Annotated in this window: 12 protein-coding genes; 9 read left to right on the top strand and 3 right to left on the bottom strand. The window is 71.6% G+C overall.

The genetic code is table 11. From position 1 onward, the window contains the following. Positions 1 to 1,679, top strand: a 1,679-nt coding sequence (locus tag G6W55_RS31110; RefSeq protein ID WP_175524060.1) for a vitamin B12-dependent ribonucleotide reductase, incomplete at its 5' end; no start/stop codon positions are given. 111 nt (positions 1,680 to 1,790) lie between these two features. Here G6W55_RS31110 and G6W55_RS31105 read toward each other — a convergent pair. After that, entirely contained in the window at positions 1,791 to 2,324 is a 534-nt protein-coding gene (locus G6W55_RS31105; RefSeq protein WP_175524059.1) for a TerD family protein, read from the bottom strand. Positions 2,325 to 2,486: 162 nt separating this feature from the next. Here G6W55_RS31105 and G6W55_RS31100 point away from each other — a divergent pair, with 162 nt between their 5' ends. The 5 genes from G6W55_RS31100 (at position 2,487) to G6W55_RS31080 (ending at position 6,519) form a co-directional block, all read left to right on the top strand. Then, positions 2,487 to 3,092, top strand: a complete 606-nt coding sequence (locus G6W55_RS31100; RefSeq protein WP_030796601.1) for a YdbC family protein — start codon at positions 2,487 to 2,489, stop codon at positions 3,090 to 3,092. A gap of 134 nt (positions 3,093 to 3,226) precedes the next feature. Further along, entirely contained in the window at positions 3,227 to 3,886 is a 660-nt protein-coding gene (locus G6W55_RS31095; RefSeq protein ID WP_030796603.1) for a histidine phosphatase family protein, read from the top strand. A gap of 12 nt (positions 3,887 to 3,898) precedes the next feature. Next, positions 3,899 to 4,804, top strand: coding sequence for an ADP-ribosylglycohydrolase family protein (locus G6W55_RS31090; protein ID WP_175524058.1), 906 nt, complete (start codon positions 3,899 to 3,901; stop codon positions 4,802 to 4,804). 306 nt (positions 4,805 to 5,110) lie between these two features. Continuing rightward, complete coding sequence (locus tag G6W55_RS31085; RefSeq protein WP_175524057.1) at positions 5,111 to 5,812, top strand: ribonuclease HII; 702 nt, start codon at positions 5,111 to 5,113, stop codon at positions 5,810 to 5,812. Between the two features lie 68 nt (positions 5,813 to 5,880). Further along, positions 5,881 to 6,519 carry a hypothetical protein gene (locus G6W55_RS31080; protein WP_175524056.1) on the top strand — a complete coding sequence of 213 codons (639 nt, stop codon included), beginning with the start codon at positions 5,881 to 5,883 and terminating at the stop codon, positions 6,517 to 6,519. A 437-nt stretch (positions 6,520 to 6,956) separates the two neighbouring features. Here the strand turns inward: G6W55_RS31080 and G6W55_RS31075 are convergent, their stop codons facing one another. Then, a complete protein-coding gene (locus G6W55_RS31075; protein WP_030796610.1) occupies positions 6,957 to 7,574 on the bottom strand; it encodes a hypothetical protein in 618 nt (205 codons plus the stop codon). A gap of 313 nt (positions 7,575 to 7,887) precedes the next feature. Next, on the bottom strand, positions 7,888 to 10,053 hold the full coding sequence (locus tag G6W55_RS31070) for an ATP-dependent DNA helicase RecQ (protein ID WP_175524055.1): 2,166 nt from the start codon (positions 10,051 to 10,053) through the stop codon (positions 7,888 to 7,890). 163 nt (positions 10,054 to 10,216) lie between these two features. On the opposite strand from G6W55_RS31070, the gene G6W55_RS31065 reads away from it, so the two are divergent. The 3 genes from G6W55_RS31065 (at position 10,217) to G6W55_RS31055 (ending at position 15,152) form a co-directional block, all read left to right on the top strand. Next, positions 10,217 to 11,881 (top strand): DUF4192 domain-containing protein, encoded by a 1,665-nt coding sequence (locus G6W55_RS31065; RefSeq protein ID WP_175524054.1) that lies wholly within the window; start codon positions 10,217 to 10,219, stop codon positions 11,879 to 11,881. 440 nt (positions 11,882 to 12,321) lie between these two features. Continuing rightward, positions 12,322 to 14,241 (top strand): glycogen debranching N-terminal domain-containing protein, encoded by a 1,920-nt coding sequence (locus G6W55_RS31060; protein WP_175524061.1) that lies wholly within the window; start codon positions 12,322 to 12,324, stop codon positions 14,239 to 14,241. A gap of 152 nt (positions 14,242 to 14,393) precedes the next feature. Further along, the gene (locus G6W55_RS31055; protein WP_085212846.1) at positions 14,394 to 15,152 is read left to right on the top strand and encodes an NUDIX domain-containing protein; all 759 of its coding nucleotides are present in this window, start codon (positions 14,394 to 14,396) and stop codon (positions 15,150 to 15,152) included. Positions 15,153 to 15,205 lie beyond the last annotated feature (53 nt).

Below are 15,205 nucleotides of genomic sequence, written 5' to 3'. Positions count from 1 at the left end.
TCGTCGAGCTGGTCATCACCGCGATGGACATCTCCATCTGCTTCGCCGACTTCCCGACCCAGAAGATCGGCGAGAACACGCGCGCGTTCCGCCAGCTCGGCATCGGCTACGCCAACCTCGGCGCCCTGCTGATGGCCACCGGCCACGCCTACGACTCCGACGGCGGCCGCGCCCTGGCCGGTGCCATCACCTCCCTGATGACCGGCACCGCGTACCGCCGCTCCGCCGAACTGGCCGCGGTCGTCGGCCCGTACGACGGCTACGCCCGCAACGCTGACGCCCACAAGCGCGTCATGAAGCAGCACTCCGACGCCAACGGCGTCGCCGTTCAGGCCGACGACCTGGACTCCCCGGTCTGGGCCGCCGCCACGGAGGCCTGGCAGGACGTGCTGCGCCTCGGCGAGAAGAACGGTTTCCGTAACTCCCAGGCGTCCGTGCTCGCCCCCACCGGGACCATCGGCCTCGCGATGTCCTGCGACACCACCGGTGTCGAGCCCGACCTCGCGCTGGTCAAGTTCAAGAAGCTGGTCGGCGGCGGCTCGATGCAGATCGTCAACGGCACCGTCCCGCAGGCCCTGCGCCGCCTGGGCTACCAGGAGGAGCAGATCGAGGCGATCGTCGCCCACATCGCCGAGCACGGCAATGTGATCGACGCCCCGAGTCTCAAGCAGGAGCACTACGAGGTGTTCGACTGCGCCATGGGCGAGCGCGCCATCTCCCCGATGGGCCACGTCCGCATGATGGCCGCGATCCAGCCCTGGATCTCCGGCGCCATCTCCAAGACGGTCAACATGCCGGAGACGGCGACCGTCGAGGAGGTCGAGGAGATCTACTTCGAGGCGTGGAAGCTCGGCGTCAAGGCGCTCGCGATCTACCGCGACAACTGCAAGGTCGGCCAGCCCCTCTCCGCGAAGACCAAGGAGAAGGAGAAGACCGAGATCACCGAGAAGGCCGAGGACACGATCCGCACCGCGGTCGAGAAGGTGGTCGAGTACCGCCCGGTCCGCAAGCGCCTCCCCAAGGGCCGTCCCGGCATCACCACGTCCTTCACGGTCGGCGGCGCCGAGGGTTACATGACCGCCAACTCCTACCCGGACGACGGTCTCGGCGAGGTCTTCCTGAAGATGTCGAAGCAGGGCTCGACCCTGGCGGGCATGATGGACGCGTTCTCCATCGCCGTCTCCGTCGGCCTCCAGTACGGCGTCCCGCTGGAGACGTACGTCTCGAAGTTCACCAACATGCGCTTCGAGCCGGCCGGTATGACGGACGACCCGGACGTGCGGATGGCGCAGTCGATCGTCGACTACATCTTCCGCCGCCTGGCGCTCGACTTCCTGCCCTTCGAGACCCGCTCCGCGCTCGGCATCCACTCCGCCGAGGAGCGTCAGCGTCACCTGGAGACCGGTTCGTACGAGCCGAACGACGAGGACGTCGACGTCGAGGGCCTGGCCCAGTCCGCCCCGCGGCAGACGGACCTCAAGGCCGTCGTCACCCCCAAGGCCGAGATCGAGGCGGCGGCGCCCGCCCCGAAGCAGGCCCACACCAGCGCCGAACTGGTGGAGATGCAGCTCGGCATCCAGGCCGACGCCCCGCTGTGCTTCTCCTGCGGCACGAAGATGCAGCGCGCCGGTTCCTGCTACATCTGCGAGGGCTGCGGCTCGACCAGCGGTTGCAGTTAGTCCCGTGCGCCGCTGAGGCGTGAACGATCCGTCAAGGGCGGTGGAGCCGGTCTCGGTTCCACCGCCTTCGGCGTGTACGGCGGCCTGTGCGAGGCGGCCGGCCTCAGGGCATCAGGACGACCGGCGTACCTGGCCCATGACGCGGGTGAACGTCGCCGGGTCGTCCTCGAAGCCCTGGACACCGGAGTCGAACGACCAGCCGTCGCTCTCGCGCACGAACTCCGCGACCGTCGCCGCCGTGGCGCCCAGGACGTCGCCGAAGTCGCCCTCGGCCAGGACGGTGTAGCCCTCCCGTATCCGGTAGGCCGGGTTGGCCACGTTCACGAACGTCCGGTCCTCGCGGTGCTGCTGGATGACCACACCGAGCACCACACGCGTGTACCGCGCGTTCAGCCGGTCCAGCTCCAGCGTCATGACCTCGTCCCAGCCGAAGCCCTTGCCGTCCTTGCTGTCCCGGTTGAGGATGATGGTGCCGTCGGGGGAGCGGCTGTCGAAGTGCACCACGTAGGCGGGCGCGCCGTGCGGATCGTCCGCCAGATAGGTCGCGGCAACGATGTCCAGGTCCGTGTCGGACTGCCCAGTGGGACTCGGGTCCCACTTCAGCGCCATCTCGACTTTGCGGATCCCCTTGTTGAGGCCGTTCACCGGACTCTCCTCCCCGTGTCCCCGACTGCCGTCGTCCGAACTGCTGCCTCGTCAGGGCAGGTTGTCCATCCTGCCACGAGGGGCCGACAGTCGGCATGACCGCTCCGCGCCAGAGAGTGACCGACGCCACGCCGCGTGGCCTTCTGGCCTTACGATGGCGCGGTGCTGGTCAAGTGGATTCGCTGCACCGTGGTGGACCGCCGCGGTTTCGAGCGGGGGCAGCGGAAGTGGGCGGGGCTTCTGGGGGAGCCGGGGTTTCGGGGACAGGGCGGGGGCTGGAGCAGGGGACGGCCCTCGGTGGCGCATGTCTTCGCCTTCTGGGAGAGCCGCGCCTTCTACGACTCGTTCATGGCCCGTTCCCACGACCGGCTGGCCGCGACCCAGGCCGGCACCTTCAAGGACGCCCAGGTCCGGCTCTTCGACTACCGCTTCGACGTGAAGACGGGGTTCGAGCCCCGCTTCACCGACTCCGACCTGCTGCGGGTCGCCCTGTGCCGGGTCCACGAGGAGCGCGCCGAGCACTTCACCCTGATGCAGGAGAAGGTCTGGAACCCCGCCATGGCCGGCTCGCCCGGCATGATCCGCGGGATGTTCGGCGAGGCGCCGGGACATGAGTTCCTGGTCCTGTCGATGTGGCGCTCCGAGGCCGAGCACGGAAAGTACCGCACCGAACGCGTGGAGCGGCTCGCGCTGCGCGCCCAGACCGAGGCGGACATAGCCGCCCTGACCGGGGACATCGTCGAGCTGGAGTCGACCTGGACGGTGTGAGATCCCGGATCGGAGAGTCCGGGGGTCCGCGACCCGTACACCCGTGTGATTTCCGGTGCGGAATCCGTGTGACCTACGCCGTATGGTGCCGGGACGAGTATTCGATCTGCCGCCACCCGATCTAGGGTCTTGGCATGGCACGACCACGGCGCATCGTCCTTGTCCGGCACGGGGAGTCAACGGGCAATGTTGATGACACCGTCTACGAGCGTGAACCCGACCACGCACTCGCCCTCACCGACCGCGGGCGACAACAGGCAGAGGAGACCGGCCGAAGGCTCCGGGAAGTCCTCGGCCGCGAGCGCGTCAGCGTCTACGTCTCACCGTATCGGCGCACCCACGAGACCCTGCGGGCCTTCCACCTCGACAGCGACCTCATACGCGTACGCGAGGAGCCCAGGCTGCGCGAGCAGGACTGGGGAAACTGGCAGGACCGCGACGACGTACGCCTCCAGAAGGCGTACCGGGACGCCTACGGGCACTTCTTCTACCGCTTCGCCCAGGGCGAGAGCGGAGCCGACGTCTACGACCGGGTCGGCGGCTTCCTGGAGAGCCTGTTCCGCAGCTTCGAGGCCCCCGACCACCCTCCGAACGTGCTCATCGTGACCCACGGCCTCGCCATGCGCCTCTTCTGCATGCGCTGGTTCCACTGGACGGTCGCCGAGTTCGAGTCGCTGTCGAACCCCGGGAACGCCGAGATGCGGATGCTCGTTCTTGGAGACGACGGCAAGTACACGCTTGACCGGCCCTTCGACCGCTGGCGAGATCCGGAACCGTACGGGATCACCGGATAGAGTGGCAGAGCGATGACCGCTGACTCCTCTCCCGACGGGCGCCTGGAGCGCGCCCTCGCCAGCCTGCGCGGACTCTCGGTGGGTGACGCACTGGGCTCACAGTTCTTCGTCCCGGTGAACTACCCGCTGCTGAAGCGCCGCGAGCTGCCCCCCGGTCCCTGGCAGTGGACCGACGACACCGAGATGGCCTGCTCCGTGGTGGCCGTCCTCGCCGCCCACCACCGCATCGACCAGGACGCCCTCGCGCACGCCTTCGCGCACCACCACGACTTCGACCGGGGCTACGGCCCCGCCGTCAACCGACTGCTCCGGCTGGTCAGGGAGGGCGCCGACTGGCGCGAACTCTCGGCCGCGCTCTTCAACGGCCAGGGCTCCTGGGGCAACGGCGCCGCGATGCGGATCGCCCCCCTCGGCGCCTGGTACGCCGACGACCCCGAGCAGGCCACCCACCAGGCCGAGATCTCCTCCTACCCCACGCACCAGCACCGGGAGGCCGTCGTCGGGGCCATGGCCGTCGCCGCGGCCGCGGCGCTCGCCGGCGCGCCGGGAGGCCCGCCGAGCCCCGGCGCCCTGCTCGACGGCGTGATCGCGCTCATCCCGAAGAGCGCCGTCGGCGCCGGCCTGCGACGGGCCAGGGACATGCTCGACTACGGCGACGCCGCCACCGTCGCCGCCGTGCTGGGCTGCGGACGGCGCACCTCGGCCCACGACACCGTGCCCTTCGCCCTCTGGTCGGCGGCGCGCGCCCTCGGCGACTTCGAGGGCGCCTTCTGGACGACCGCCCAGGTGGGCGGCGACGTGGACACGACCTGCGCCATCGTGGGCGGCGTCCTGGCCGCGGGGAAGGCCGGTGCTCCTCCCACCGCCTGGGCGGACCAGGTCGAGGCGCTGCCGGAGTGGGTGCGAGGCACTGAGTGACGGCGCGCGGCGACACTCCCTTGTTAATTCGCAGGCGTGATCTTCTGTGGGATGCGCTGCCGGGCGCGTCCTTCGCGTGTAGCTGCCTGTGATGGACTAATTGGTTGGTCATAGGCGGGTGGTGGGGGCGGGAAAGTCTCCGCTTCCGCCGTCATTCGGGCTGTGTCGACGCATGTCGTGAGCGTGTGCATCGGCGAATGAGTTCGGCACGGTTCCGGTCGGCCCGAGGACGATTTCGGTGCGGTCGGGCCCTGGAGGGGGCCGGGGTGTCGCGAGGGGATCCGGGCGGCGTACGCTAAGGGCGCCATGCCGTACGAACCCCCTACTCACACCGTCGAGCGCTCCCTCCGCGCCACGACCGGAGCGAAGGTCATCGCCGGTGTCGACGAGGTCGGCCGCGGAGCGTGGGCCGGACCCGTCACCGTCTGCGCGGCGATCACCGGACTGCGCAGGCCGCCCGTCGGCCTCACCGACTCCAAACTCCTCACCGTCAAGCGACGCAACGAACTCGACGAGATACTGCGGAAATGGGTGAGTTCCTACGCCCTGGGGCATGCCTCTCCCGAGGAGATCGACGGACTGGGCATGACGGCCGCGCTGCGGCTCGCCGCAGGGCGGGCACTGGACGCGCTGCCGGTCCGGCCCGACGCGGTGATCCTCGACGGGAAGCACGACTACCTCGGCGCCCCGTGGAAGGTCCGTACGGTCATCAAGGGCGACCGCTCGTGCGTGGCGGTGGCGGCGGCCTCGGTGATCGCGAAGGTTCAGCGCGACAAAATGATGGCCGAACTGGGTATCGACCATGCAGACTTCGGTTTTGCGGACAATGCCGGGTATCCCTCACCTGTGCACAAGGCCGCACTGGAGGTACGGGGCCCCACTCCGTTCCACCGGTTGTCGTGGGCGTATCTTGATGCGCTGCCCCAGTGGCGGCATCTCAAGAAGGCCCGTAGCTGGGCGGAGGGAAGCGTTCCGGAGATCGAGGGCCAGCTCGGCTTCGACTTCTGACGATTCCGCTCGCACTGGTGTGCCACCTGCTGGCGCGAGCCGCACCAACGTTTGATAAAAAACAGCTCATGCCTCTCATTCCCGAGGAGCCTCAGATTCACGAGAGTGCCCAGGGTCCCCGCGCCACTCCGGCCAGTGGCCGCACAGCGCCGACCCCTCGCCCCGTACCCGGTCCCCGTCCTGCGGCGCCGTCGCGCCCCGGTCGTCCCGGACCTCTGCGGCCCACGCCGCCGGCGCAGCGCGCCCCGCGTGACGTCGCGCCCAAGCCCGGGCCCTCGGCCCCGGCCGCTCCCGCCGCCTCCGCGCCCGCCACGGCGGTTCCCCAGATCCAGCTCATCCCCGCCTCGGCCGACGGCGCCCTGGACGCCGCCGAGGAGGCGGTGGACCTGCTGCTCGACTCGGGTCGCGCTCCGGGGGAGGTGCTGGTCCTCACCACGGGCGAGCAGCACCCCTGGGCCGCCCACGAGCTGACCTTCGGCGAAGCGTCCTACTGGGCGCAGCACGACGCGGGAGACGACGTCTTCTACGCCGATGCCGCCGCCATGGGCCGGGCGTCGGCGCGCCCGGTCGTCGTGGTCGCCGTCAACGGCGGCTCCGACACGGCCGCCGCCACCGCTCTGCCCCTGGCTCGCGCTCGGGCCGGCGCCCTGCTGATCGTCTGCGGAGACCCGCAGCGGATCAACGCGGCGCTGGGCGCGGGCGTCTGAGCCGGTTCCGGTAGGCCGGGGACATCGGAGCCGGGGAGGCGTCGTCGCGGCGGCACCTCCACGGTTTTGCTCCACGCGCCGCTTCTGCGCGCGCGGATGACGGCGTCCCGGCACGCTTCGGCGTGGCCGGGGTCCTGATCGAGGCCCGGAGCCGATGTTCCGCTGCCGTCCGGCAGGCGTCGGGTGTCGCCGGCTGATCGCCGGGCCTGCGGGCCCGGCGTCTGTGGCCCGCCTCGGGCGGCTCACTGGATGAACGTCCGCCCGCCGCCGATGGTTCCCGACTCGCAGGCTCACGTCGTGCGTGATGCGCCGTGCGCCGCACGGCGGCCGGGGGAGCGCCCTCGGTAGTGCCTGATCCCCTCGGCCGGCTCTCCCTTCCGCGTCCGAATGCGTCCCGGATGCGTCAGGGAGTGGTACGGGTCGGACCGGCGTCCGGCTCAGCGAGCGGCGGCGCGGCGGAGCACCTCCGACGCGGCACCGCCGGTCCGGGGCAGCGGCGGCGGCGCCTCGAACAGGCCGAACGGCTCCGCCGCGGACTCCGAGTTGGGGCGCCGTCCGCCGCGCCCCTCACCGAGGACCTGCCAGCCGTCCCGCGTCAGCGTGATGTACGCCCCGCAGCGCAGCCCGTGAAGGGTGCAGGCGTCCCGCAGCCCCCACATCCACGCGCCGTCCTCCTCCGTCCAACGCGCCTCGCCGTCACGGCAGTACATCAGCACGGCGGTGCGCACCGGGGTGCGGCGCCGCAGGTCGTGCGGAATGATCCGGCGCAGTTGGGCGAGCAGCGCGTTGCGGAACATCCAGCCGTCGGCCGGTGCCTGACGCCGGGTGAACGAGGCGCTGGCACACACCCGTTCGTCCGGATCGAGGACGGCCACGACGGCGGTGGCCGGCCTGGGCACGTGCCGTGCGTGCAGACCGCTGACCACTTCCCGCGGGTTGCGCAGCAGAGGGATGCCGGCCGCGGCCCATTCGGCGGGCTCGAGCAGGCGGTTGGCGGAGGCGGCGGACGTGGACGACAGCGATGCTGCCGAGGACGGAGCGAATCCGAGGGTCACGATCCTCCCTTCGGCTACGGCCCACACTGCGGGCGGGTCGGATTCGGGGGAGCGCACGCCACAGAGAGCCCTTCCGGAACTACGGGCGGGATCCGTGCGGGGAGCGGAATTCAATTCTTCCTGTCGAACTGGGATGCGGCAACGAGCAATTGGGGCCACCGACCGTTATATGGAGGTCCGGGTCATATATCCCTACCCGGTGATGCGTAGTTCGACGCGTGGGCCGCCGCCTGTCCCGCTCATGCGGAGGCAGGCGGACTCAGCCGTGTCACAGGGGTGTTGGGAAGGGCGCGGCGGCCGCCACGCGCTGTGATCATCCCTGCACAGCGAGGACGAGAGGCAATACCCCCTGCGCCCCGGTGCGGCGGAGCAGCCGGGTGGCGACCGCGAGGGTCCAGCCCGTCTCCACGTAGTCGTCCACGAGCAGTACGGGCCCCTGCGCCTCCGCGAGGGCGGCGGCCAGCTCCCGCGGCACCTCCAGCATGCCGTCCAGCGCCTTGAGACGCTGAGCGCTGTTGCTCCGGGGGACGGGTGGGGCGTCACCGCTGTACTCGACCGTGCCCAGCAGCGGCAGCCGGCCGACCTCCGCGATGCGTGCGCCCAGTGAACGGATCAACTGCGGCCGGGTGCGCGACGCGAGGGTGACCACACCGACCGGGCGCGGCTGCGCGTCGGCCTCCCCGGAGGCCCAACCGCCCGGCCCCTTCGCCCAATCGGCCAGGACGGTCACGACGGCCCGCGCCACGTCGTCCGGAACTGATCCGTCCGGAGCCTGCGCCGTGAGCATCGGACGGAGCCGGTTGCCCCAGCCGATGTCCGAAAGGCGCCCCAAGGCCCTTCCGGTGGCCGCCTGTTCGCCCGCCGAGATCCGTCCCTTGAGGTCCATGCCGATCGCGGGGAGACCGGTCGGCCACATCCGACGGGGCTCCACCTCGACACCCGCGCGGCCCAGATCGACCCGCGCGGCGTCCAGTGCCGCCGAGGACGTATCGGCGGCGTAGCGGGCTCCCGCGCAGTTGTCGCAGCGTCCGCAGGGCCTCGCGCCCTCGTCGTCGAGCTGGCGCTGGAGGAACTCCATCCGGCACTCCGTCGTCGACGCGTACTGCCGCATCGCCTCCTGCTCGGCCTTGCGCTGGCGCGCCACCCAGTCGTACCGCTCGGTCTCGTACGTCCACGGCCGGCCGGTGGCGGTCCAGCCGCCCTTGACCCGCTTGACCGCCCCGTCCACGTCGAGCACCTTGAGCATGGTCTCCAGACGGGAGCGGCGCAGCTCCACCAAGGGCTCCAGGGCGGGCAGCGACATCGGCTTCTCCGCGCGCGCGAGGACGTCCAGGGTGCGGCGCACGAGGTCCTCCGGGGGAAACGCGAGCGACGCGAAGTACTCCCAGATCGCCTCGTCCTCCCTGCCCGGCAGCAGAAGCACCTCGGCGTGCTCGACACCGCGGCCGGCCCGGCCCACCTGCTGGTAGTAGGCGATGGGGGAGGAGGGTGAACCGAGGTGCACGACGAAGCCCAGGTCGGGCTTGTCGAACCCCATGCCGAGCGCCGAGGTCGCCACCAGCGCCTTGACCTTGTTGGCCAGCAGATCCTCCTCGGCCTGCTGCCGCTCGGCGTTCTCCGTACGGCCCGTGTAGGAGGCGACCAGGTGTCCGCGCTGCCGGAGGAAGGCGGTGACCTCCTCGGCGGCGGCCACGGTGAGCGTGTAGATGATCCCGGAGCCCGGCAGCTCGTCCAGGTGGTCGGCGAGCCAGGCCATGCGGTGCGCGGCGTCCGGCAGCCGGAGCACGTTCAGGCTGAGGCTCTCCCGGTTCAGCGGGCCGCGCAGCACCAGCGCGTCCGACGAACCCCCCGTGCCCAGTTGCTCGGCCACGTCGGCCGTCACGCGCGCATTCGCCGTCGCCGTCGTGGCGAGCACCGGAACGCCCGCCGGGAGGTCGGTGAGCATGGTCCGCAGCCGACGGTAGTCCGGGCGGAAGTCATGGCCCCAATCGGAGATGCAGTGGGCTTCGTCGACCACCAGCAGCCCGGTCGCGGCGGCCAGCGCGGGCAGCACCTGATCGCGGAAATCGGGGTTGTTGAGCCGCTCGGGACTCACCAGCAGGACGTCGACCTCACCCGCCGCGATCTCGCCCTGCACGGTCTCCCACTCCTCGGTGTTGGAGGAGTTGATCGTCCGTGCGTGGATACCGGCCCGGGCCGCCGCCTCGACCTGGTTGCGCATCAGGGCGAGCAGCGGTGACACGATCACGGTGGGCCCGGAGCCTCTGGCCCGGAGCAGCGAGGTCGCCACGAAATAGACCGCGGACTTGCCCCATCCGGTGCGCTGGACGACCAGGGCCCGGCGCCGGTCGGCGACCAGCGCCTCGATGGCCCGCCACTGGTCCTCACGCAGCCGGGCACCGCCGGTGGCGTCGCCGACGAGCCGGGCGAGGACGGCGTCGGCGTCCGCCCGGAGATCCGCGTTGTTCGTGTGCTCCATGCCTCCATACAACAGGACGGCACTGACAATCCGGTCGCCGCCCGCCCTCGACCGTCGCCGCCCGCCTTCGACTGTTGTCGCCCGCCTTCGACTGTTGTCGTGGCCCTGATCGAAGTTATCCACAGGCCAAGCGGAACTTCGCGATCCGCGAGATCGTCAGCGCATGACGAATCACAGCGAAACGACTGGATCCCCCGAAAACGGCGACATCACCGGCGGTGGCGGGCCGGCGGGGCAGGCGGAGCGAGAAGAGTGGGAGCAGTGGGAGGAGAGGGAGTTCTTCGGTGACGAGGCCGACGCCGGTGCCCCGCCCATCGACGACGGCCCCCTGCCGTACATCAGTCACAGCCCGTACGACGCGAGGACCTCGTACGACAGCAGCCCGACCGCCCACCAAGTCACCCTGCGCACACCCGCCGAACTGGCCGACGCGCTGCCGTACCTGCTCGGACACCGGCCGGAGGACAGCATCGTCCTGGTGACCCTGGACGACCGAGGCCGACGGGGCAGGTTCGGCGGACGGGCCCGGCTCGGCATCCCCGCCAACCCGGACGACTGGCCCGACGTCGCGGTGCAACTCGCGCGGGGACTGGTGAAGGGCCGCGAACGGCGAGGAGTGCGACCCTCCCAGATGGTCGTCTACCTCTGCCAGGAGCCGGCCCCGGGCGAGACGGGCCGGCAGGTCATGGAGCGGCTGCAACCGCTGGCCCACAAGCTGCGCCTGGCCTGCGGGGACCTTGAAGTCCCGGTGATCGAGGCGTTGTGCATCTCCGACGGTCGATTCTGGTCGTACTGCTGCTCCAGGGAAGGCTGTTGTCCGGTCGAAGGCACCGCCATGGGTCTGCCGGGTACCTCCGTGCTGGCCGCTGCCGCGACCTACGCGGGGATCCAGGTCCGGGGCACACTGCGCGAGTTGCGGGCCAGGTTGCTGGCCTGGGAGGGCAGCGACGCATTGGAGCAGGAGGTCGCGCTGGACGCCGCGGGCATGGCGCTCGTCCCCAGGATTCTCGACGACGTGAGCCGTGCGGAGGTGGCCGAGGAGACCCTCGATCTGGCCGGACGTCTCATCCGGCGGTTCGGCGAAGCGCCCGCGATTCCCGGTGTATCGCTCGCGGATCGCCGGGACGACGAACTGATCGGGTCCGACGAGGCCGCGACGCTCATCCTCGGCCTCCAGGACCGTGAGACGCGTGACCGTGCGGCCGAGTGGATGGAGGGCGACGAGGCAGCTCCGGCCCTGCGTCTGTGGCGGGCGTTGGCGCGCCGCTGTGTCGGCCCGTACGGCGAACACGCGGCGGCACCCCTCACGCTGGCGGGCTGGGTCGCCTGGTCCAGCGGAGACGAGTTGGAAGCCAGGGAAGCGCTGGCCATGGCCCTCGGCGCGGATCCCGACTACCTCTTCGCCCGACTTCTCCACCAGGCATGCAACGAGGGCCTCGACCCCGAGTCGGTACGACGCTGCCTGCGCTCGGCACGGGAGCGGCGCGGGGCGCCGTCCGACGGGGACGGCCTGCCCGGGGAGCACGAACTCGCGCCACCGGGTGACCGGATGAGCGGTCAGGCTGACGACCAGGTGCGTGCGCAGGTGCCGGAGCAGACGTCCGTACGGGTGCCTCGGCAGCGGAACGGCTGTGCGCCGGCGACGCTGACCGGCCGCCGGCGTCGACGTTCGGGTCTGGTCCGTCCCTCTTCGAGCACCACGCGCCCTGTCCCTCCGGGCCGGGGCGGCTCACGGCCTCGCACCGAGGTGAACCCCGCAGTGCGGAGCCGGGGCGACCGTCCGGAACGGGCGAGGCCCGACAACGACGGCTCAAAGAAGGAGGGGTGAGCGTCGGCACGCGTGCCACACGGCCATTCGTGGGCCTCGGTGATGAGAGGCGTGACCCGGGGGAGCCACGCCCGTTCACCTGAGTGGCGGTACGCCCGCGCGCGCCGTACCGCCACGCCGCACCCTGCCAGCGGGGGCCCTCCCACCGGCAACAACCTTGTCCGAGGCGCACAGAGAGCGAAGAAGCCCCTATGCACCAGCCGACTCCGCCCTCCACCGCCGACGAACGCTCCATGCCTGGGGCCACCACTCCAGGTGCCGAGGTACCGAGGCCGTCCCTGGGGGCGCCGGGTACTCCGGCCTCGTCCCTCAACACCACGGTGTCCCTGAGCGCGACGCGTCGCCCGTCGGTGCCGAGAGGCTCCGTCCCGCCGGGCGGCTCGGCCGCATCGGCGGCTCCGGCGCAGCGCTCCGCCGGTCTGCCGCCCGCTCACACGGCGATGATCTGCGTCGCCCTGCCGGGCCTGGCCGTCTCCACGGACCAAGGCCAGCTCACCGGGCAGGGGCTGGAGGGGATCTACCGAGCGGGCCGACGCGTCCTGGCCCGCTGCCAGGTGCGGGTGGCCGGACGGGAACCACTGGTCGTCCAGGCCAGGATGACGTCCGCCGACCGGGCTCGTTTCATCGGCACCCTGCGCGTCACGCCGCACGGCGGACCGGACCCGGACGTCGTCGTCGAGCGGACCCGGTCCGCGGACGGCACCGAACGGATCACCTTGCGGAGCGCCGCCACCCGGCCCCTGCGGCTCCCGGTCGAGGTGGCCCTCGGGACGGACCTGGCCGACCTCGGGGCGATCGCGTCGGGCACCGTCGGTCCCGAACTGCCCGCCAGCGTCCACGACTCGGGCCTGCGTTGGTCCGGCGCCCACGGGGCGTCCTGCGTCACGGCGAGTCCGCCGCCCGCCGACGCACTCGCCTCCGCGGGACTGCTGCGCTGGGACTTCGACGTACCTCCCGGCGGCAGCGTCTCCGTGGAGCTGAAGGCCCGCCTGGAGGGCGCGGGCCCCGTCCGGCCCGCCGGCAGGGCCGCCACGAGCCCCGTAGCTCCCGCGCGGGCTACGGGCGACGATCCACGTGTCGAGCCACTCCTCGCCACGAGCGTCGAGGACCTTCAGGCCCTGCTGGTGCGCGACCCGGCTCACCCGTCGGACACACATCTCGCCGCGGGCGCGCCATGGCGCTGCGGTCTGGCCCCCGCCGAGGCGCTCGCCGCAGCCCGGATGGCACTGCCGCTCGGCACCAGGCTGGCCGCCGGAACACTGCGCGTCCTCGCCCGCAGCCAGATCGCGGGGGAGAGGCCGAGGACCGGCATGATCCCCGGCCCCCGCCGGGACGCGGGCGCACATCTGCCGCCGAGCTGCACGGGGACGGAGGCCACCCTGCTCTTCCCGGTCCTGCTCGCCGAGGCCCGCCGATGGGGCCTGCCCGAGCAGGACACGGAGGAGCTGCTCCCGGCCGCCGAGCGCTGCCTGTCCTGGCTGCTCGCCACCGTCGGCGACGGCCCCTATCTGCGCGATCCGCAGCCGGGCGGACCGGTCCGCTGCGAGACGCAGGCCCACGCACACCGCGCGGCACTCCTCGGAGCCGATCTTCTCGACGCGTGCGGCAGACCGGGTGGCGGTCAGTTGCGGGAGTGGGCGTTGGCCCTGCGGGCCGCGTTCCGGCAGGACTTCTGGACCGACGATCCGGGTGGCGGTCGGCCTGCGGCCGCTCTCACCTCGGACGGGCGGCCGGTGCCCCAGCTCCGCGCCACCACGGCCCACCTGCTCGACACCGGTCTGCTGGGCGGTGGCGAAATGGCCCCGGGACTGCTCGACAAGGTGCGCACCGACCAACTGGTCCGCCTCCTCGCCAGTCCGGTCATGGACTCCGGCTGGGGACTGCGCAGCCTGGCTGCCAACGAAGCCGGGCACAACCCCTTCGGCCACCGCAACGGCGCTGTACGCGTGCACGAGACGGCGATCGCCGTGGCGGGCATGGCCGCCACCGGTCACGAGAAGGAGGCCGGTGCGCTGCTGCGCGGCCTGCTGGCGGCGGCCGAGGCGTTCGACCACCGCCTCCCCGAGATGTACGCGGGGGAGCAGCGTGGCGAGGCCGGAGTCCCTCTGCCGCACCCGGCGGCCTGCCGTCCCGCCGCCACCGCCGCGGCCGCCGGGGTGCTGCTGCTGACCATGCCGGCCGGTGTCAGACCCGATGCCCCGGCCGGCACGGTCACCCTTCGCCCACTCCCCAGCGCTCCCCTGGGCGAGATCGTCCTCACGGGCCTGCGCGTCGCGGGCGCCCCCTTCTCGGTCCGCGTCAGCCGGCTCGGACTCGCCATGGTCGAGGAGGCGTCCGACGGGCTGCAATTGGGAGCGTGACCAGGTCCGACCTGGTGTGACCTCGCACGTCGGCCTCTGACGGGAGGGAGCCGGGCAGAACGGTTCCAGCCCGGCCGAACCGGTGCCGATCGGCCATCGAAGCGTCCGACGAAGGGAGTGTTTATCGTCAGGAAGACGACTATGATCGCGGCATGCCCTACGACCCGTCAGCCTTTCCGCCCTTCGCCGTCACCGTGGACCTGGTCGTGCTGACCGTGCGTCGTCATGCGCTGTGTGCGCTGGCGGTACGCAGGGGTGAGTCGCCCTTCCAGGGGCGGTGGGCGCTGCCCGGCGGCTTCGTACGGGAGGACGAGGACCTCTCCCAGGCCGCAGCGCGTGAACTGGCCGAGGAGACGGGGCTGCGGGCCCACGATCCCGCCGCCCCGTCCCAGGACAACGGCGCTCACCTGGAACAGCTCGCCACCTACGGCGATCCCAAGCGCGACCCCCGGATGCGTGTCGTCAGCGTCGCCCACCTCGCGCTCGCCCCGGACCTCCCCGCGCCGCGGGCCGGCGGTGACGCCAGCAACGCGCGCTGGGCGCCGGTCGAGGAACTGCTCCAACAGGGCGGGTACGGCCGTGACGGCGAGCCCGTCGCGCCCCTGGCCTTCGATCACGCCCAGATCCTGTCGGACGGTGTGGAGCGCGCCCGCTCCAAGATCGAGTACTCGTCCCTGGCGACGGCCTTCTGTCCCTCCGAGTTCACGGTCGGCGAGCTGCGACGCGTCTACGAAGCCGTGTGGGGCGTGGCGCTGGACCCTCGCAACTTCCATCGCAAGGTGACGGGTACCCCGGGCTTCCTGGTCCCCACCGGCGGCACCACCACACGCCAGGGCGGCCGCCCCGCCCAACTCTTCCGTGCCGGCGGCGCGACCCTTCTCAACCCGCCGATGCTGCGGCCCGAGGTGTGAGCCGGGGCCGTCACGGCCGTTGAGGATCACGCCTGGCTCGTCGGCAGTGCGGT

The organism is Streptomyces sp. CAI-85, from assembly GCF_013363615.1.
GTDB classification, from domain to species: Bacteria; Actinomycetota; Actinomycetes; order Streptomycetales; family Streptomycetaceae; genus Streptomyces; species Streptomyces antibioticus_B.
The sequence above is the reverse complement of the archived record's forward strand: the minus strand, read 5'-3'. Positions and strand labels throughout refer to the sequence as shown.

What these genes read in the sequence shown, in the direction of transcription:
- G6W55_RS31060 (WP_175524061.1), top strand. Translation starts at nt 12,322, where the DNA reads ATGATCTGCGTCGCCCTGCCGGGCCTGGCCGTCTCCACGGACCAAGGC.
- G6W55_RS31085 (WP_175524057.1), top strand. Translation starts at nt 5,111, where the DNA reads ATGCCGTACGAACCCCCTACTCACACCGTCGAGCGCTCCCTCCGCGCC.
- G6W55_RS31070 (WP_175524055.1), bottom strand. Translation starts at nt 10,053, where the DNA reads ATGGAGCACACGAACAACGCGGATCTCCGGGCGGACGCCGACGCCGTC.
- G6W55_RS31095 (WP_030796603.1), top strand. Translation starts at nt 3,227, where the DNA reads ATGGCACGACCACGGCGCATCGTCCTTGTCCGGCACGGGGAGTCAACG.
- G6W55_RS31055 (WP_085212846.1), top strand. Translation starts at nt 14,394, where the DNA reads ATGCCCTACGACCCGTCAGCCTTTCCGCCCTTCGCCGTCACCGTGGAC.
- G6W55_RS31080 (WP_175524056.1), top strand. Translation starts at nt 5,881, where the DNA reads ATGCCTCTCATTCCCGAGGAGCCTCAGATTCACGAGAGTGCCCAGGGT.
- G6W55_RS31090 (WP_175524058.1), top strand. Translation starts at nt 3,899, where the DNA reads ATGACCGCTGACTCCTCTCCCGACGGGCGCCTGGAGCGCGCCCTCGCC.
- G6W55_RS31065 (WP_175524054.1), top strand. Translation starts at nt 10,217, where the DNA reads ATGACGAATCACAGCGAAACGACTGGATCCCCCGAAAACGGCGACATC.